The sequence below is a fragment of the Luteolibacter luteus genome (assembly GCF_012913485.1).
GTDB lineage: Bacteria > Verrucomicrobiota > Verrucomicrobiia > Verrucomicrobiales > Akkermansiaceae > Haloferula > Haloferula lutea.
Genome location: NZ_CP051774.1, coordinates 5,863,156 through 5,882,773, shown reverse-complemented (window position 1 = coordinate 5,882,773; position 19,618 = coordinate 5,863,156). Strand labels below are relative to the sequence as shown.

13 protein-coding genes are annotated in these 19,618 nt (G+C 61.9%); 11 read left to right on the top strand and 2 right to left on the bottom strand.

Annotated elements, in window-relative coordinates; genetic code table 11:
- Nucleotides 1-25 precede the first annotated feature (25 nt).
- The 5 genes from nuoL (at nt 26) to HHL09_RS24225 (ending at nt 6,887) form a co-directional block, all read left to right on the top strand.
- Complete coding sequence (gene nuoL, locus HHL09_RS24245) at nt 26-1,828, top strand: NADH-quinone oxidoreductase subunit L (RefSeq protein ID WP_169457244.1); 1,803 nt, start codon at nt 26-28, stop codon at nt 1,826-1,828.
- Between the two features lie 44 nt (nt 1,829-1,872).
- The gene (locus tag HHL09_RS24240) at nt 1,873-3,327 is read left to right on the top strand and encodes a complex I subunit 4 family protein (protein ID WP_169457243.1); all 1,455 of its coding nucleotides are present in this window, start codon (nt 1,873-1,875) and stop codon (nt 3,325-3,327) included.
- Between the two features lie 57 nt (nt 3,328-3,384).
- A complete protein-coding gene (locus HHL09_RS24235) occupies nt 3,385-4,860 on the top strand; it encodes an NADH-quinone oxidoreductase subunit N (RefSeq protein WP_169457242.1) in 1,476 nt (491 codons plus the stop codon).
- A 354-nt stretch (nt 4,861-5,214) separates the two neighbouring features.
- Nucleotides 5,215-5,688, top strand: a complete 474-nt coding sequence (locus tag HHL09_RS24230) for a hypothetical protein (RefSeq protein ID WP_169457241.1) — start codon at nt 5,215-5,217, stop codon at nt 5,686-5,688.
- 119 nt (nt 5,689-5,807) lie between these two features.
- On the top strand, nt 5,808-6,887 hold the full coding sequence (locus HHL09_RS24225; protein ID WP_169457240.1) for a GNAT family N-acetyltransferase: 1,080 nt from the start codon (nt 5,808-5,810) through the stop codon (nt 6,885-6,887).
- Here HHL09_RS24225 and HHL09_RS24220 read toward each other — a convergent pair.
- Nucleotides 6,884-8,329 (bottom strand): DUF1501 domain-containing protein, encoded by a 1,446-nt coding sequence (locus HHL09_RS24220; RefSeq protein WP_169457239.1) that lies wholly within the window; start codon nt 8,327-8,329, stop codon nt 6,884-6,886. The genes HHL09_RS24225 and HHL09_RS24220 overlap by 4 nt on opposite strands.
- Nucleotides 8,330-8,337: 8 nt before the next feature.
- A complete protein-coding gene (locus tag HHL09_RS24215; RefSeq protein ID WP_169457238.1) occupies nt 8,338-11,331 on the bottom strand; it encodes a DUF1553 domain-containing protein in 2,994 nt (997 codons plus the stop codon).
- A 282-nt stretch (nt 11,332-11,613) separates the two neighbouring features.
- On the opposite strand from HHL09_RS24215, the gene HHL09_RS24210 reads away from it, so the two are divergent.
- From HHL09_RS24210 to HHL09_RS24185, 6 genes are all read left to right on the top strand, one after another.
- The gene (locus HHL09_RS24210) at nt 11,614-13,020 is read left to right on the top strand and encodes an MBL fold metallo-hydrolase RNA specificity domain-containing protein (RefSeq protein WP_169457237.1); all 1,407 of its coding nucleotides are present in this window, start codon (nt 11,614-11,616) and stop codon (nt 13,018-13,020) included.
- 263 nt (nt 13,021-13,283) lie between these two features.
- Nucleotides 13,284-14,300: an AAA family ATPase gene (locus HHL09_RS24205; protein WP_169457236.1), complete on the top strand. Its 1,017-nt coding sequence runs from the start codon at nt 13,284-13,286 to the stop codon at nt 14,298-14,300.
- 28 nt (nt 14,301-14,328) lie between these two features.
- Nucleotides 14,329-16,149: a hypothetical protein gene (locus tag HHL09_RS24200; RefSeq protein ID WP_169457235.1), complete on the top strand. Its 1,821-nt coding sequence runs from the start codon at nt 14,329-14,331 to the stop codon at nt 16,147-16,149.
- Nucleotides 16,146-17,171, top strand: a complete 1,026-nt coding sequence (locus tag HHL09_RS24195; protein ID WP_169457234.1) for an ABC transporter ATP-binding protein — start codon at nt 16,146-16,148, stop codon at nt 17,169-17,171. Before HHL09_RS24200 ends, HHL09_RS24195 begins: the two co-directional genes overlap by 4 nt.
- Nucleotides 17,172-17,176: 5 nt before the next feature.
- Complete coding sequence (locus tag HHL09_RS24190) at nt 17,177-18,739, top strand: ABC transporter permease (RefSeq protein ID WP_169457233.1); 1,563 nt, start codon at nt 17,177-17,179, stop codon at nt 18,737-18,739.
- Nucleotides 18,736-19,617, top strand: a complete 882-nt coding sequence (locus HHL09_RS24185) for a DUF58 domain-containing protein (protein ID WP_169457232.1) — start codon at nt 18,736-18,738, stop codon at nt 19,615-19,617. Before HHL09_RS24190 ends, HHL09_RS24185 begins: the two co-directional genes overlap by 4 nt.
- The last annotated feature ends 1 nt before the right edge of the window (nt 19,618 follow it).

The following is a 19,618-nucleotide window of genomic DNA, read 5'->3' as shown; positions in this document are numbered from 1 at the left end:
TCCTTCCGAATTCCACCAGGCACCCATGAACCAAGCTTGGATCCTCCTGTTCCTGCCCCTGGTCGCCGCTGCGGCGAACCAGCTCTATTTGAAGCGGAACGCTTTCATCGCTTCGATGGTCTCCGTCGTCTCGGTGGCGATCACCTTCGCGATCTCCCTGATGCTCCTGGGCAAGACGGATGTCATCGCCCCGCTGAAGTGGGCCACGGTCGGCAACTTCTCGATCGAGCTGGGCATCAAGCTCGACCAGCTCTCCACAGGCATGATGGTGGTGGTCACCGGCATCGGCCTGCTGGTCCATGTATTCTCGCTGGCCTACATGGCGGATGACAGCGCGAAGGCCCGTTACTTCACCTGCCTCTCGCTCTTCATGTTCTCGATGACGGGCATCGTCCTGTCGTCGAACTTCATCATGACCTTCATGTTCTGGGAGCTTGTGGGTCTGAGTTCCTACCTTCTGGTCGGCCACTGGTATCAGAAACCCTCCGCGGCAGATGCAGCGAAGAAGGCCTTCATTACCAACCGCGTCGGTGACTTCGGCTTCATGATCGGCATCCTGATGCTCTGGGGCATCACCGGCACGCTGACCTTCGACAACATGGAGATCCCCGCCGGCGTCTCCACCGGTGTGCTCGGCGCCGCCCTGCTCTGTGTCTTCTGCGGTGCGGTCGGCAAGTCCGCCCAGATGCCGCTCCATGTCTGGCTTCCGGACGCCATGGAAGGCCCCACCCCGGTGTCCGCCCTGATCCACGCCGCGACGATGGTCGCCGCCGGTGTCTACATGCTCTTCCGCGTCCAGCTCTCGATCGGCACCGCGGCCTTCGATAACTTCGCGGGCGATACCATCGCGATCGTCGGTGGCGTCACCTCGCTCTGCGCCGCGCTGATGGCCACGCAGCAGAACGACATCAAGCGTGTCCTCGCCTACTCGACCCTTTCCCAGCTCGGCTACATGGTGATGGCCGTGGGCCTCCTGCACGGTGAGGCAGGCATGTTCCACCTCTTCACGCACGCTTGGTTCAAGGCGCTGCTCTTCCTTGGTTCCGGCGCGATCATCTACGCCTGCCACCATGAACAGGACATCTGGAACATGGGCGGCCTCGCCAAGAAGATGCCGATCACAACGCTCACCTTCCTCGCTGGCTATCTCGCGCTGATCGCGGTCCCTGGCACCGCCGGTTTCTTCTCGAAGGAGCAAATCCTCGAAGCCGCTCATCATCACCCGCGCCTTTCCGGGCTCTTCTGGGTGGCTGCCGCCGTCGCCCTGCTCACCGCCTTCTACATGACCCGCCTCTTCGTGGTTACCTTCCTCGGTAAGACCCGCACCGAGGAATCCGGTCATGCCCATGAGGTTGGTCCGCTGATGTTCGTCCCGCTCGTCATCCTCGGCGTTCTCGGCCTGATCGCGGGCTATCCGGCCATCGCCAGCAAGCTGGCCCCGGTCTACGAAGCCCCGGAGCACCTCTTCCACTTCAGCGGTCTCGTGCCGATGACCTCCATCACTGCCGTGATCCTTGGGGTCGTCGCCGGCTTCGTCCTCTACTCCGGCAAGGACAAGGATCCCATCTCGATCCCCTTCTTCCGCGACCGCTTCAAGATCGACGATCTCTACGACAACGTGATCGTAAGGTATTTCCAGGATGCCTTCGCGGCCATCATCCACTTCTTCGATGAGTTCCTGATCAACGGCCTGATCGTCGGCGGCTCCGGCCGTATCGCCGAAAGCTTCGGCGGCCTTTTCCGCCGCGTGCAGTCCGGCAATCTCCAAGGCTACGCCTTTGCCTTCGGCCTCGGTGTGATCCTCGTCATCTACTTCACGGTGTTCTGAAAGTGAGCCTCCGCTAGTTCCCGAATCACTTTCCCTTTCCTGCCATGCTTTCGCTTCTCGTCCTGATCCCGCTCGTCGCTTTCATCGCGATGCTCGCCGGAGCACCTGCACGCCAGACCGCCATCGCCGCGGGCGCTGCCAACCTCGTGCTTGGCCTCTGGGCCGCCTTCACCTGGAAGGCCAGCATGTGGGCCATGTCCCTCCCGGTGCTCCAGAAGCCCGCGCTGCACCTGTCCTTTGCCCTGGATGGCATGAGCGCCATCATGGTGCTGCTTTCGGTGATCGTCACCATGGCCGCCCTGCTTTCCGGCAAGGCTCCGGAAGGTCGTGAGAAGCTCTACTACGGCTCCTCCCTGCTGATCTCTGCTGGTGCCATCGGTGCCTTCGCCGCCACGGACCTCTTCTTCTTCTACGCATTCCACGAACTCGCGCTGATCCCGACCTTCCTGATGATCGGCATCCTCGGCCGCGGTGACCGCAAGGATGCGGCATGGAAGATCACGATCTACCTCGGCTTCGGCTCGATCATCCTGCTCGCGGGCCTTGTGTGGCTGGCGAACGTGGCTGGCACCTTCGACATCCCGACGATGGTGAAGGCTGCCAAGGAAGGCTCGCTGGTCATCGACTCCGCCACCCAGAAGGGCATCGCCGGACTCCTCGTTCTCGGCTTCGGCGTTCTCGTCTCCCTCTTCCCCTTCCACTCCTGGGCCGCCCCGGCTTACGCAAGCGCTCCGGCCCCGACCTCCATGCTTCACGCGGGCGTGCTGAAGAAGTTCGGTCTCTACGGTCTGCTTCGCCTCGCCATCCCGCTCGTGCCGGAGGGCCTGAATGCCTGGCTGGTCCCGCTGCTGGTTCTCCTTCTTGGCAACATCCTCTGGGTGGGCCTCGTGACCATCAACCAGAAGCGCCTCGACCTGCTGCTTGGTAACTCTTCCGTGATGCACATGGGCTACATCTTCCTGGCTATCGCCGCGCTCGCCGCCGCGACTGCCAATGGCCAGATGAACTCGATCGCCCAGCCCGCCGCCATCCTGCTGATGTTCGGTCACGGTATCTCGATCGCGATGCTCTTCGGCCTCGCCGACAAGATCGAGCGCAGCACCGGCACCTTGGAACTGACCGATCTCGGCGGCCTCGCCAAGTCGGCCCCGAGCCTCGCTTTCCTTTTCGGCATGGTCGGTATGGCCTCCATCGGCCTTCCGGGCCTCGCGAACTTCGCAGGTGAAGTGATGGTCTTCCTCTCCGCCTTCCAGAACTACAGCCCTGCTGCCGGTCTCGGCCCTGTCCAGATCGCTTGCATCCTCGCCATCTGGGGTGTGGTGATTAGCGCCGTCTACATGCTCCGCGCCTACCGCCGGATCTTCCAAGGCGAGTCCGTGAAGGCCACCGACGGCGCCGCCGACCTGACGCTCGCCGACCGCATCCCGGCCGTGCTGCTCGCTGTCGCGCTACTCGCCGTCGGCCTGTATCCGAACCTCCTTCTGAATCTCCTCAAATAACGCGGCGCGCACTTCTGTTTCGAAATTAGTGCTTAGTCATTAGTCATTTTCCTCACCATGCCCGCCTACTACCTCGAAGCCCTGACCGTCACGCTCGGCCTTGCCCTGCTGATGCTGGAAGCTTTCGGTCCCAGCAACTCGAAGAAGCTCGTGGGCTTCTCCGCAGCCGCTGGCCTGACCTTCATCCTGATCCTCTCGTTCTACGCGATCGGACCGGATGCGAAGCCGGATGCGGCATGGGCCAAGTGGCCGCTTTGGAATTTCTACGCCTTCGACAACCTCGCGCGCTTCTACAAGGGCTTCGCGCTGGTCTGCACCATCCTGGTGGTGCTGATGTCCCTCGATTTCCGCTCGGTTCTTTCCCGCTTCACCGATCATCCGGGCTCGGAAGCCGGCACCGGTGAATACTACGCGCTGCCCGTCTTCGCCTGCGCCGGCATGATGTGGATGGCCTCCGCGAAGGATCTGGCCGGTGCCTTTGTCGCACTCGAACTGGTCACTATCACCTTCTACATCCTCGTCTCCTTCCTGCGCCGCAATGTCGGTTCGCTCGAAGCGGGTGTGAAATACCTCATCCTCGGTGCTCTGAGCACCGGCTTCCTGGTCTACGGCATCGCCTGGATCTACGGTGCCACCGGCACCATGAGCCTTGTGGAAATCGGTGCGAAGGTCGGCACCATCACCCAGACCGCCCCGCTCCTCTTCGGCATCGCCCTCGTCCTGATCGCCCTCGGCTTCAAGATCGGTGCCGTGCCGATGCAGGTCTGGATCCCGGACGTCTATCAAGGCGCACCGACCCCAACCACCGCTTTCCTCTCCGTTGGCTCGAAGGCCGCGGGCTTCATTCTCCTGATCCGCTTCCTCGATCCTCTGCTCCAGCCCGGCTCGCCGGTAGCCTCGCACGTCACTCTGATGCTTGCGATCATGGCCGGTGCCACGCTTCTTTTCGGCAACCTTGCCGCGATCGCCCAGACCAACTTCAAGCGACTGCTCGCTTACTCCTCGATCTCGCACGCCGGTTTCCTCGTCCTCGCGCTCGCATCATGGAAGGGTGATAGCGCCAACCAGCTCGGCTCGATCGGCACCGTTTCCTTCTATCTCGCCACCTATCTGCTGATGACCCTCGCCAGCTTCTTCGTGCTGGCTCAGGTGCGCATTCAGGACGGTTCCGAGCAGATCGACGCCTTCAATGGCCTCGGCAAGCGCAATCCGACCCTCGCGCTCGGCCTTACCGTGATCATGGCTGCCATGGCCGGTGTGCCGCTTACCGCCGGATTCCTCGGCAAGCTCTTCGTCTTCCAGCTGGCCGCTAGCGCCGGTCTCTGGTGGTGCATCGCTCTCGCCGTGGTCGGTGCCGCCGCCGGTTTCTACTACTACTTCAAGCTGATCCGCGCGATGTGGTGGGAAGTCCCGGCCGATGGCAGCAAGCCGCTGGTCCTGCCCCAGATCACGCGTTACTGCCTGATCGGTCTGACCCTCGCCGTGATCGTGATCGGCGTGTATCCGGCCCCGATCCAGGCGCTGCTGAACTAAGGCGCGGCCAAGAACCTCATCCGGCGCGATACGGGTTTCACAAACTCGGGAGCAGGGTCAAATGATCCGCTCCAAAAGCCCCGACGGGGACCACTCGAAGAAGTGCCACAATGGCGGGCGACGGGGTATATTTTGCCCATGTCGCTTCTTCCGTGTCCGCTTCCTCTCCCGATGATCCGGCGCAGACTTCCGCCGGATCACCTGTTATTTTCCCTGTTATAACAGGCGGAACAGGTGGCCTCCCGCGAACCGTTTGCGCGTCTTGCAGAAATGGCTTCACGCCATCGTGAGGGGTGCTTTGATCGCGGACCTTGGCCTCCGGACCAGCGTGCTCCGAGTTCACCCATCTCCGCTATGTCGCGCCGGAACGAAACTCTCAATGGACTGGCTCTGATTTTCCTCTCGGTAGCCCCGGTCTTCTTTGTCGCCTTCCATTTTCTCCCTTTCGAACGGGGCGACCGATATCGCGGCTGGAGGTTCTGGGTGGAAATCGCCGCTATCGCGAAACACCCCGAGCTAATTGGAATCGATTCCGGGAAGCTTGTGATCGCTCTGACAGCCTTCCTGATGATTCCCCTGCTACTGCTGGCCTCTCCCTTTCTGATGCCGGTCTACAAGTCGTCAAAGGTCTTTCACGGGCTCGCTCTGGCGCTTGCCTTGCTGAGCACCGCGGGATTCACCGGCTTGGCACTTGCTCACTGGGACCCGCATTCTCGTCCCGGCAGCGGCCTCGCCTGCCTCATGGTGGCTCAGGTCTTCAACCTGATCGGCTTGGCTCTGGTCAAAACCTGGAAGCCTCGAAAAGGCGAGATCCCACCGCCACAATAAACCGTACCCGTCCGTTCCTTTTCTACGATCAATCCATCCGCGAAGCTGCCTTTCCCGATAGCACTCGCATCCCCGTAACCTGCCATTGCGCCCCCGCCCGTCTCTGCTAAAAATCCGGCGTGGCCGACCAAGGTGACGTCAGGGCAGTTCTCCAGTATGTTCCGCAGTTCCGCGGAAAAATTTTCGTGGTCTTGATCGACGCTGGCCTCCTGCCGGAACCCGCCATCGCGGAAACCCTGCTCGATCTCGCGGCAATGGAGGACGTGGGCGTGAAGCTCATCCTCGGCGTGCTCGGCGGAGACATCAAAGACCTCTACGATTGGACCCTGGAGTGCGAGATCATGTCCGCACGCCTTAGCCGCCCGCTCGGTGAAGAAGGTGCGATCGAGGAGGCAAAAGCCATCCTCGCCCGCGGCCAGACCGTCGTGGCGGATGCCTCGTTCCAAGATCCGCTCGACCCGAAGGTGGTCGACTTCACGCTCGGGATCGGCGCGTTAAAGCTGATCGCCTTGCTGGAGGAAGCCATCCTTATCGATGGCGAGCCGGTTCCCGCTGTCCGCGCTTCCGAAGCTTCCACCTTGGCCGCCTCCGGAACCGTGACCGGTGCCCATCTTCTCGAAGCCGCCGCCGAAGCCTGCCGCCGCGGCGTGCCCCGTGTCCATGTCCTCAATGGCCGCCGCCAAGGCGTCCTGGTGGACGAACTCTTCTCGAACGAAGGCGTCGGCACCATGGTCCACGCCGACAGCTATCGCGACATCCGTCCGCTGCGCGAGGAAGACATCCCCGAGCTGCTCGGCATGATCGGCCGCTCGGTCCGCCGTACGAAGCTCGTCGCGCGCACCTACGAGGACATCCTCGCGAAGATCGGCGACTACTTCGTGATGACCATCGACGACAACGTCGTCGGCTGCGTTGCCCTCCACGAATATATCGGGGAGCACACCGCTGAGGTTGCCTGCCTCTACGTGAAAATGAACCACGAAGGCCGCGGCTACGGCGTCGATCTGGTGCATCACGCCGAGGACGCCGCTCGGAAGCGGGGCCTGCCAAAGGTCTTCGCCCTCACCACCCGCGCCGCCGATTTCTTCGAGCAACGCGTGCACTACACCCGCCGCGATCCCGCCACCCTCCCCGCCAGCCGCCGCAAATTGCTTGAGGACAGCGGCAGGGACTCGCAGGTCTTCGAGAAGGAACTCTAGGCTAGGATTCCCTCCACCACCTTGGCCGGCTCCACGCCGGTGAGCTTCTGGTCCAGCCCGCGATACGGGAAGACCAGCTTGTTGTGGTCGATGCCAAGTTGCTGGAGCATGGTCGCATGGAGGTCACGCAAATGCACCGGGTCCTTCGTGATGTTCCAGCAGAAGTCATCTGTCTCACCGTGCACGTAGCCCGGCTTGATGCCGGCACCCGCGAGCCACACCGAGAAGCAACGGCCATGGTGATCCCGTCCGGAGGAAGCACTGCCAAGCGCACCTTGGGAGTACACGGTCCGCCCGAACTCACCGCCCCAGATCACCAGGGTATCCTCCAGCAGACCACGGCGTTTCAGATCCATTACCAGCGCAGCCGAAGGCTGGTCAGTATCACGGCACTGGTTCGGGAGTTGCCGTGTGATCGCCACGTGCTGGTCCCAACCGCGGTGGAAGAGCTGGATGAAGCGGACATCCCGCTCCGCCAGACGCCGGGCCAGCAGACAGTTCGCCGCGTAGGTTCCCGGCTTCCGGACCTCCGGTCCATAGAGTTCAAGCGTCTCCTCACTCTCTCCCGAGAGATCCGTCAACTCCGGCACCGAGGCCTGCATCCGGAAAGCCATCTCATAGGCATGGATCCGAGCCATCGTTTCCGGGTCCACCGCCTGCTCACCGAAGCGCGTATTCAACGCGGCCAGATCGTCCAGCGCCGCCCGACGCTGCGGACGCGTCACGCCCTTCGGATTATCCAGATAAAGCACCGGCTCCTTGCCCGCACCGAGGATCACGCCCTGATGCTGCGATGGCAAATAGCCGCTGCCCCACAAGCGGGAGAAGATCGGCTGGTCCGGATTCTTTCCCGTGCCTTGGGAAATCAGCACCATGAAGGCCGGGAAATTCTTGTTCTCGCTCCCCAAACCATAGCTCACCCAGGCTCCTGCCGAGGCATGGCCGAGCTGCATCGATCCGGTATTCGCCAGCGTGATCGCAGGGTCATGATTGATCGCCTCCGTGTGCATCGACCGCACCACGCAGATATCGCCCGCAATCTTCTGCGTCCATGGGAGCAGATCCGAAATCCACACGCCGGAAGGACCACAAGCCTTGCCCGGAGAGATCGGTTTCAGCACTGGAAAACTGGATTGTCCCGAGGTCATCCCCGTCACCCGCTGCCCGGATCTCACGGAGTCCGGCAAGTTCGTGCCGTGCAGTTTGTCCAGAGCGTCCTTGCCGTCGAAGAGGTCCATGTGCGAGGGCCCGCCGGATTGGAAAAGGAAGATCACCCGTTTCGCCTTCGGAGCAAAGGAGCGGAACATCCCCGGACTGACTTCCTCACCGCGCGCGGCCATCGACATGCTCTCCGCGAGCAGGCTGTGCAGCGCGATGCTTCCAATCCCGCAGGCGGAGCGGCCAAGGAAGGCGCGGCGATCTAACAAAAGGGGTGCGTTCATCGCGTTTCTCAAGGACGGGTCAGGGTTTCGGAAAGATTCAGGAGAAGCGTGCAGACCTGCGTCAGCGCCGCATGTTCGATAGGATTGATAGGCTTGCCCACCGGAGCTTCACCCACCGCAAGCACCTCGGCAGCGGCGCTTGGATCACTACGATATCGTTCTCGTTCCCGCTCGAGCGAACCGCGGAGCACCGCGAGTTCATCCGCCACCGGAGCGCGTCCGGTGACTTTGACAAAGCCCCGGGAAAGTTTCTGGTCATCGCTTCCGCTACCGGCCGCGATCTCCCCCGCGAGGAAGCGCGCAGCCTCCACGAATTGCGGATCGTTCAAGGTCACCAGCGCCTGCAGCGGCGTATTTGTTGAAGCTCGGCCGATCGCGCAGACCTCGCGATTCGGGGCATCGAAGACTGCCAGATTCACCGGTGGTAGCGTGCGCTTCCAGTATGTGTAGAGCGAGCGGCGGTAGAGCTTCTCACCATGGTCCTGCACGAAGGTCTGCGAAGTCGCCGGGCTCGATCCGTAATGCGAGATCTGCCGCCACAAGTCACCGGGTTGGTAAGGCCTCACGCTCGGTCCGCCCAAGCGATCCACCAACAAACCGGACACCATCAAGGCCTGATCCCGGATCTGTTCCGCACTCAGGCGGAAGCGCGGGCCGCGGGCCAGCAACTCATTGCGAGGATCCTTCTTCAACAATTCCGCAGATGCCACGGCAGTCTGCCGATAGGTCCGGGAGGTCACCATGCCGCGAATCAGCACCTTCATGTCCCATCCCTTCGCCACGAAGTCCGTGGCCAGCCAATCCAGAAGATCCTGATGTACCGGCAGCGTCGATTGTATCCCGAAGTCGGCAGACGATGAGGCCAGCCCCTTTCCGAAGAAGGCTTCCCAAGTCCGATTCACCTGCACCCGAGCGGTCAACGGGTGATCCGGCCGCGTCATCCAGTGCGCGAGGTCGAGACGATTCAAAGGACGATCCGCCGGCTCTTCCAACACAGGCAGCGATCCGGGCGTGCCGGGCTTCACTTCTTCCTTCGGGGAGGAATAGACGCCGCGATCGAGAATCCGCGTCACGCGAGGATTCGCGGAGGTATTCATCACCATTACCGAATGCGGCTGCTCCAGCACCGAGAGCCGCTCTTCCAAGGCGGCCACTTGGTAACGCAGTGCCGCCTTCGCCGGGGAGAACGCACGATAGTACGATTCCATTCGCACCTGCTGTTCCGGGGTCCTGCCATCGGCACCCGCGCGCAGCATCGCCGTGATGTCTTCCGGATGTGGTGATCCATCGTCACTGCCCGTGAATGCGTAGATCCGAAACCGCGCGGGTGAAGCGCTCCCTCCAAAGTTGAACATCAACTCGGTGGTCAGATAGGGCGACTTCACCGGATCCACCGGCTTCCCGAAGGTCACCGTGAGATGCTGGGGTATCGTCGAACCGGTTGGCGGAGCCCAGCCATTCGTTGGCGTGGTATCCCGCACCTTTTCCGGCCCATAGCCGTCCTGCGAAGCGCTGGCGGAGATGCGTGCCATCGGCAGGCTTGCATTCAAGTCCACATTGAGCGCAGGAAAGGAGCTCACCGAGGTGGTGATCGTGCTCATCACCAGATTCTGCTCAAGTCCGCCGATACCGCTGAAGCCCAGTTTGCCCTGGGAAGCATCCGTCGGAAGAAACTCCACGCGCAGTCCCTGCAACGGCCCCTTGTCGAGCGGCAGGCGGCACATCACATTATAAGCCGCGTAGTCGCCACCCGCGATACTTACCGAACCATCCGGCTGGATGCTGATACGTTCGGGATTTCCGTTCGGGGAAGTAGCGGATTCCGCGACGAGCGGCAGCAGCGTGAACTCCTTTCCTGCGCTCTCCAGATCCGCGCGATTCTCGCTTTCCCAAGCCGCCAAGCCTTCCGCATCCGGTGCGGCCAGCTTGGCTCGTGCAGCCTCGAACTCCGCCTTCACCGTCTCCGTTTCCTGGGGTGTCGACAAGCAACTCCGGGCTTGAATCGATGGACGCGAATTCACGCCGCCATCGCCATCGTGTGCGGCATCATCCGCCGTATTGAAGAAAGCGAAGAAGCGATAGTAATCGCGCTGCGACACGGGGTCGAACTTGTGATCGTGGCACTGCGCGCAAGCCATCGTCAGGCCCATGAAGAGCTCCGAAGTGGTCTTCACCCGGTCGGCTACATAGTTTACCAGGTTTTCCTCCGCGATCGTCCCACCCTCGTGGGTGTTCGCGTTGTTGCGGTTGAAGCCGCTCGCAACCTGCTGCTGCTCGTTGGCATTCGGCAGCAGATCACCCGCGAGCTGTTCAGTTAGGAAGACGTCGTAGGGCTTGTTATCATTGAAGGCCTTGATCACCCAATCGCGCCACAGCCACTGGTGGCGTCCACCGTCGATCGAATAGCCATTCGTATCCGCATAGCGGGCGCCATCCAGCCATGCCACCGCCTGCTGTTCCCCGAAGTGGGGAGATGCCAGCAAGCGATCCACCTGTCGTTCGTAAGCGCCCTCCGCCGTATCCGCCTCGAAAGCGGCGAGTTCCTCCGGCGTGGGCGGAAGCCCGATAAGATCAAAGCTCAGCCTCCGCAAGAGCGTCCGACGGTCAGCTTCCGGAGAAAGCCTCAGTCCGTCCTTCGCAAGCTTTCCCGCGACGAATCGATCAATCGGGTTCGCATCGGAGCCATCCGGCAATTCCGGCTTCACCGGCGCTTGGAAAGCCCAGTGTCCCTCATAAACCGCGCCCTCCTCCACCCAGCGCTTCAGCAACTCCCGCTCGGCCTCGCTGAGTTCCTTGTGGCTGTCCGAGGGCGGCATCAACTTCTTTGCGCTCTTGTGAAAAATGCGCTTCACCAGCAGGGATTGATCGGGCTTCCCCGGCACGATCGCCGGATCCCCCGATTCACCGCCGGTATGTGCGGAGGCCTCAAGATCAAGGCGCAGCTCCCCCTCCCGCCCGTGCTCGTCCGGTCCGTGGCAGGAAAAACAATTCTTTGAAAGCACGGGCCGGATATCCCGGTTATAAGACAACTTTTCCGCCCCTCGCGCCATTGGCGTGATCAACAGCAAGAGGAGGCCAAGGGGTTTTCGCATCGGCGGATTCTACGGGTAAGAAGGCGGATATCCTTCCTATCCATTTGCATAGGTTTCGCAAGCTTCCGGAACTCCGCGGAAATCCTCCTGCCCCCCCGGATTCCACCGGGCATTTTCCCATTTCCCTCCGCCCCAAAGCCGTGTTTGTTCCTAACAAACCCGAAGCCCCTTTCCTCCGACTTTTCATCCGCCATGAAACTCAAATTCTGCGGTGCCGCCGGCACCACCACCGGTTCCCAGCACCTGCTTGAGATCAACGGCAAACGCATCCTGCTCGATTGCGGGCTTTATCAGGGACACCGCGAGGAAAGCTACGAGGTGAACTGCAAGTTCCCCCACTTCGATCCGAAGCAGATCGACATCGTGGTCCTCTCCCACGCCCACATCGACCACAGCGGCAATCTTCCCAACCTTTGCAAGCAAGGCTTCAGCGGCAATATCTTCGCCACCTTCGCGACGCGGGACCTCTGCCAGATCATGCTCGCGGACAGCGCGCACATCCAGGAGCAGGACACCGAGTACCTCAACAAGGACCGCGCCAAGGACGGACTGCCTCCGGTGAAGCCACTCTATGTCCGCGAGGATGCGGAAAAATGCCTCCGCCAGTTCGTCACCCTCGGCTACGAGCGCCCAATGATGATCTCGGATGGCGTCACACTTACCTTCTACGACGCCGGTCACATCCTCGGCGCCGCTCAGGTTCTGTTAGAAGTCGTCGACCATGAGGATGGCGGCAAAAAGAAGCGCTTCCTTTTCTCCGGAGACATCGGCCGTGGCGGCAATGAGATCCTGCGTGATCCCGCGGTGGTCCGTGACGTGGATTACGTCCTGATGGAAAGCACCTACGGTGGCCGCGAGCACAGCCTGCCCACCGGAGCCACGGATGAGTTTGGCGAGATCCTGAATGAAGCCCTCGCCCGCCGCGGCAAGGTGATGATCCCCGCCTTCGCCGTCGAGCGCACGCAAGCCATCCTCTACATCCTGAATCAGCTCTTCCACACCGGGAAACTCCGTCCCGTGCCGGTCTATGTGGATAGCCCCCTCGCGGTAAATGCCACCGAGATCTTCCGGATCCATCCGGAATGCTTCAACGAGACCGTCTACAAGTTCCTCTTCGAGGACAAGAACGACCCCTTCCTCTTCCCGGATCTCCACCTGATCCGTGCGGTGAATGATTCGAAAAAACTCAATGAAGTCGAGGGCCCCTGCATCATCATCTCCGCCTCCGGCATGTGCGAGGCAGGCCGCATCCGCCACCACCTGAAAAACGGCTTGGACGACCCGCGGAATACCGTCCTTTTCGTAGGCTACTGCGCGGACAATACCCTCGGACGCGCCATCCGCGATGGCCGTCCCCAAGTGAATATCTTCGGCAAGCCGGTCACCGTCCGAGCCTCCATCGAAGCCGTCGATTCTTTCTCCGGCCACGCCGACCACTCCGAGCTCATGGATTGGTTCCACCGCATCACCGGACCGAAGAAGCAGGTCTGGCTCGTCCACGGGGAGCCGGAGCGCGCCGCATCATTGAAAGCTGCGCTGGTCAACGAACACGACGGAGCCATCGACGTGGCGGTGCTGGGCGAGAGCTTCGAGATCTAGAAGGTACCGGAGGGTATGGAAGTTCGCCGGCGATTAATGTCTTAATATTAGACACTTGGACGTATCCAAGCCGCTACCTGAATTCCGTTAACCGCCCCGAAATCCGGGATCCAGCCCCCTCCTGTAAACACCCCGCGCATACAACTCATTTGAAACATGAGATTTCCACCGGCATTCCCGGTTCACAGTGGATTTTTCATGGCATCTTCATGCGGTTTTCCGATACACCGGTGAAGGTACAAACCGGTTAGAATCCCGTTATCATGGAATACGCCTCCGAAACCGAAGTCATCTCCGCCGGAAAGCACATCCGCTCGCTCTCCGCCGCCCTCAATCAGGTCCTTTTTGGACAGGAGGAGTTGATCGATCTGGTTCTCACCGGGGTCCTCGCCCGCGGCCACATCCTGCTCGAAGGTCTGCCGGGTCTCGGAAAGACGGAACTCGTGAAGGGCCTCTCCAAAACCCTGCGCCTGGAAACCAAGCGCGTGCAGTTCACCCCGGACCTTCTGCCCGGTGACATTACCGGCAACCCCGTCCTTCAGGAAATTGACGGCCGCCGTGCCTTCGTCTTCCAGCCCGGTCCCTTGTTCACAAACATCGTGCTGGCGGACGAAATCAACCGCGCCTCGCCAAAGACCCAGTCCGCCCTGCTCGAAGCCATGCAGGAGCGCCGCGTGACCGTGCTGGGCGAGACCCACGATCTTCCCCGCCCTTTCTTCGTGCTGGCCACGCAGAACCCCATCGAACTGGAAGGCACCTACCCGCTGCCGGAAGCCCAGCTCGACCGCTTCCTCTTCAAGCTCGAGGTGATGCGCAACAACGTGGATACCCTCGAGCGCATCGTGACCCAGCGCGAACTTGGCACGGAGCCGGTGGTGGATTCCATCATGGATGCCTCTACCTTGGATGAAGTTCTCAATCTCGTCCGCCGCATCTATCTGCCGGACGTGGTGGCAAACTACATCGCCCGCTTGGTCGACGCCACGCACCCGGGCCAGAGCAATGCCGCGCGCGGCATCCGCTATGGTGCCAGCCCCCGTGCCGCGCTTTCCCTCGCCTCCGCGGCGAAGGCCCGCGCGCTGATGAACGAGCGCCCGCACGCCTCCTTCGAGGACGTTCGTTTCGTGGCCCCGGCAGTGCTCCGCCACCGCATCGTGCTGGAATACAATGCCCGCGTGGAAGGCCTCACGAACAACGACATCGTCCGCGCCTTGATCGAGGAAGTTCCCTTCCAAGGCGGTGCCACGCCGAAGACCTTGAAGCCGGTCACCACGGCCTGATCGATCCGAGCCCCATTCGACGCTGCCCATGCTCCTGCGCGCCCTCTTGCTCGCCACCTTGTTTGCCGCGCCCCTCGCGGCACAGGAGAACCTCTTCATCCAAGCCCCAGATCCGAAGCTGAAGGTCCGGATCGAAGCGGACGCCCTTTTCAACCGTCCCTCGCCGGGCGGATTCGTGCCGGTCCGCATCTCCGTAAACAACGGCTCCGATCAAACGGGAAAACTGGAGATCAGCACCACTTGCACTACCGGCGGATTCGATAATGGCAGCACGCTGAATTCCACCTTCACGCTGGAAGCACCCGCCGAGCAAGCCACCCTCCACGACATCCTGGTCCCCTGCCCCTCGCTGCTCGACTACAGCCGCGGCGATGGCACCGTGACCATGAATCTCCGGATGAGCGGCACCTTTGGCACCGCAAGCGGCAGCCTGTCCGCAACCTACTCCGACGGCCAGCCCGCGGTCCTGCTCAGCGAGCCGCTTTTCACTCCCAATGCCTCCTCGCTCGACAACGAGTTGCAAACCGGTGGTTCCTCGGGATCCCCCCACTACCGCCACATGTCCCGCGGTGCGGAGGTCTTCGCCGGCCGCTTCACCGCGACCAAGATGCCGGAGGATTGGCGCGCCTACTCCGGCTACGACGGCCTCGGCATGACCGACAAGGACTGGACCGACATGACTCCCGGTGCACGGAATGCGATCCTGCGCTGGAACCGCATGGGCGGGCAGCTGGTCATCTACGCCCTTTCCAGTAGTTCGAATCTCGCGAGCCTCGGCATCTCGGAAGGCAGCACTGCCAAGGAAGCGGATCGCAGCTTCGGCACCATCAGCATCGTCCCGGTCAATCCGGCCGATCTCAAGCTGGACCCGGCCGCCACGGTGAAGCTTTTCGACTCCACGTCGAATCTGCCCACCGTCATTTCGTCGGTGCGAGATGATTTCCGCGGCTCCTGGCCGCTGAAGACGACCTTCGGGGAGCAGCGTTACAATTACACGCTCTTCATCCTCATCTTGGTCGCCTTCGGGGTCCTTGTAGGCCCGGTGAACCTCTTCGTCTTTGCGAAATCCGGGCGGCGCCATCGTCTTTTCATCACCACACCGCTCATCGCCCTCGGCACCAGCGTGCTTCTGGTAGGCTTGATCATCATCATCGATGGCTTCGGCGGACGCGGTGCACGGGTCGTCCTGATGGAAGTGAGACCGGACAATGGGGAGAATTCCGCCTACATCATGCAGGAGCAGGTCAGCCGTACCGGGGTTCTGACCGGGGCAGCTTTCACCGTGACCGAGCCTGCCGCCATCACACCGGTAGTGCTGGATAGCGGGAACAACCAGTGGGCCCGCCTGACCGACCAGAACTGGGGCAATGGCATGCGCTACGAGGCGAACTTCCGCGATGGCAAGCTGCAGGTCTCCGGAGATTGGTTCCAGAGCCGTTCGGAGCAAGGCCAGCTTGTCCGCGCCGTGATCCCCACGCGCGGCCGGATCGAAGCCCGCAGCCTCGCCGGCACGCCCTCACTGCTCTCGACCTTCGAGTTTCCGGTGAAAAGCCTCTACTTCCGCGATGCTAGCGGCGGCACATGGTTCGCCGAGAACATCGAACCCGGGAAAGCCTTCACCTGCACCAGCATCGACCCTTCCGTGATGGAGGGCTTCGTCAACGACGCGGCCAACCAGCTTTCCCAACGCGCCCGCAAGGCCCTGATCAAAAACAAGGACAACTCCCTGCCCTCGCGACCCAACCATTTCATCGCTTTCAGCGAGAAGGCCCCCGGCATCGAAACCTACGACGGAATCGATTGGCAGGAGACGCGCACTTACATCACCGGACCGATTGCCCAGCCATGAGCGAAGCTCCCGCCATCAAAGTTCACAATCTCTACCGCTACTTCGGGCAACTGAAGGCGGTGAACGGGATCAGTTTCGAGATCCCCCATGGTTCGGTCTGCGGCTTCGTCGGTGCAAACGGTGCCGGGAAGACCACCACCATGCGCATCCTCGCCTCGCTCGACTATCCCACGATGGGCGTGGCCGAGATCTGCGGGATCAATGTGGTGCACCACCCCGAGGAAGTCCGCCGCCTCATCGGCTGGATGCCCGACCACTTTGGCAACTACGAGCACATGACGGTGCTGGAGTACTTGGACTTCTATGCCCGGGCCTTCGGTTACCATGGCAAGGAACGGAAGACCCGCGTCCAGGAAGTGATGGAATTCACCGACCTCATCCCCCTGGCAGATCGCTTTTCGAACAAGCTCTCAAAGGGCATGACCCAGCGGCTCTGTCTGGGCCGCGCCTTGCTGCACGACCCGCAGGTGCTGATCATGGACGAGCCCGCCGCAGGCCTCGACCCCAAGGCGCGCGTGGAGTTGAAACACTTGATCCGCGTGCTGGCACAGGAAGGGAAGACGATCTTCATCTCCTCCCACATCCTCTCCGAACTCGGTGAGATGTGCGATTCCCTGCTTTTCGTGAATGGCGGGCGTATCGTCCACCATGGGGATGCGGAGACATTGAAGCAAGGCACCGACTCCGCGGGTGGCATGCTCTATGACGTGCAAGTGCTGGGCGATCCCCAAGCCGTGGCAGATTGGTGCGTGATCAACCCGCACGTGGAGTTCCTCGAATCCCGGAAGGCCGGCGGTCGCATCCGCATCGAAACCACCGATCCCGCACGTGCCGCGGAGGTCCTGGCTCGCATGGTCAAGGACGGCGTGAAGATCACGGAGTTCCACAAGGAGCAGCGCAATCTGGAAGACGCCTTCATCGACATGCTTGGCCGCATCGACCGCGGCGAAGTCGCCCTGCCCGCAGGTCCGAAGCAGCAGCAACAGCTTCCCGCCTTCACTCCGCCGGAAATTCCGAACTGAGAGCGATGAGCAGCAGTGCCGCCACTACCCCAGTCGCCACGCCGCCACCGGCAGGTCCGCCACCCATGGCCGGGAAGATCGATGACTTCAGCGACAAGCTCTCGCCGATGCTGGTGAAGGAGCTTCGCCAGGGACTCCGCGCGAAAACCTTTGTCGTCGTCTTCCTCGCCTTGCAGGGCTTGCTCACCTTCGTGCTGCTGATCGCGATGGGGGCAGCATCCTCCGCGGATGGCGGCAGCGTCGTCAGCTCGGTGATCTTCTTTTTCTACTCCCTCGCGGTGCTGGTGGTCCAACCGTTGCGAGGTATCGGCACGCTGCAAAATGAGATCCGTGGCAATACGATCGACCTGATGGTGCTGACCCGCATGGGCACCTGGCGTATCGTGCTGGGCAAGTGGGTCGCCATCGTTAGCCAATCCGCGCTGCTGCTCGCCGCGATCGCGCCGTATCTGATCCTGCGCTACTTCTTCGGTCGCATGGAGCTCTTCGCGGAGCTGCTGCTGATGATGCTCGTCTTCCTCGGTTCCGCGGTCTTCACCGCGCTCACGGTAGGTCTCTCCGCACTGCCATCCATTCTCGTGCGCGGACTCCTGCCGCTCTTCATCGCGGTCTGGCTGGGAGGCTGCACCATCGCCATCATCTTCGATAACGAACTGAAGCGGATGATCGATTTCTGCACGCTGAACCAACCGGGTTCGGCGCTCGCACTCATCGCGGGTGTGGTGGCCGCCGTGTATGGCGGCTGGTCAGCACTCGCCCTTGGGGCCTCGGCCATCGCGCCAATGGCGGAGAACCACAGCTCCATTCGCCGGATCGTCTCGCTCGGGGCAGTGCTTGTCGTGGGCATGGTCGGCTACTTCGGGAACTTCGATCGCGAGACCACCGGTCCTCTGCTCTTGCTCTTCGCCGCACCTGCGGTGGCCATCGCGCTGACGGAGCCCATGAACCTCCTGCCACCGATCGTGCGGCCCTTCCTCCGCCTCGGAGGGATGGGCAGAATCGCGGGCCGGATCCTCTATCCGGGGTGGGCTCCAGGAGTGATCTACACCGGACTTCTGCTGCTTGTGGCGATCGCTTGCGTTCTGATCGGTCGTGCCTCTTCGGATGGAAAGTTGAGCATCTTCCTGATTTCCGCCCTCGGCACCCTGCTCTTCCCCGCGGTGGTGCTGCGCATCTTTTCGGCGAAGGTGAAAAACCCGCTCGCCTTTTATCTGCTGATCATGGCCATCACCATCGCGATTGCGGCAGGCATTGTGATCGGCACCATCGAGTCGGACGAGGATCATTGGGTCTGGTTCTTCTCGTGGATCCCGCCGGTGCAGGTCGTACTGGGCTCGGTAGTCTCGGAGCAGTTTTCCCGGGACCTCACGGCAGGCAAAGTTTCCGGCCTGCCGGACTTCAGCACGATTTATAGAATTGGCATCGCAACCGCGGCCATCTGCTACGCTTTCCTGCTGACATCCGCGTTCAAGAACTTCTTCCGCATCCGCGAAGTGGAGCAAGACGCCCTCGCGACTCCGGACACCACCGTTTCCGAAAGCACCCGCACCCATCTCCAGCAGCCGTGACCCAGGAAGAACTTTCCCGCTGCCATGCCCGCGCGCTCGCCGCCGCGGGCCGCCTGCGCCTGCCGCTGCGCTCCCGCGTGTGGAAGGGACAGGCCGGTGAGTTCCAAGGTGCGGGGGTGGGCTCCTCGCTCGACTTCCAGGATCACCGCACCTACGTGCCCGGCGACGACCCCCGCCACATCAACTGGCAGGCCTACGCGCGCACGGGCCAATACACGATGAAGCTCTACCGCGAGGAAGTGCGACCGGTGGTGGATGTGGTGCTGGATGCTTCCGAGTCGATGTTCTTCGACCCTCAGAAGGCGACCCGTGTCGCCGAGCTCTTTTGCTTCGCCGTGGAATCGGCACGCCGCTCCGGCGCTGCCACGTCCGTTCACTTGGTCCGCGGCGACTCCACGCGCCCGATCCCCGCGGAGACCATCGCGGTCCATCGCTGGCTGGACGAAGCCCGCACGATGAAATCGGTGGACCCTGCGATGCCGCCGGATTTCTCGCGCATTCCTTTCCGCGGAAATGCGATCCGCGTGCTGGTCTCCGACCTGCTCTTTCCCGGCGATCCGGACCCCGCGATCCGCCTGCTATCCGCACGCCAGGGCAGTCCGATCCTGATGGTACCCTATTTGCAAAGCGAAGCCACGCCGGAGTGGACCGGTAACTATGAATTCGTGGACGCCGAGCGGAAGTCCCGTCACCAGCACCGCATCGAGCCCTCGACGCTGCGACGTTACAAGGAAAGCTACGTGAATCATTTCGGCCTCTGGAAGAACGCCGCACGCCGCCACCAATGTCGCATGGCCCGCGTGGCCTGTGAACCCGACCTGCAGACCTCGCTCTTCGCGGAGGCATTGCCGAGCGGAGCCCTCGAAACCGCGAACTGAT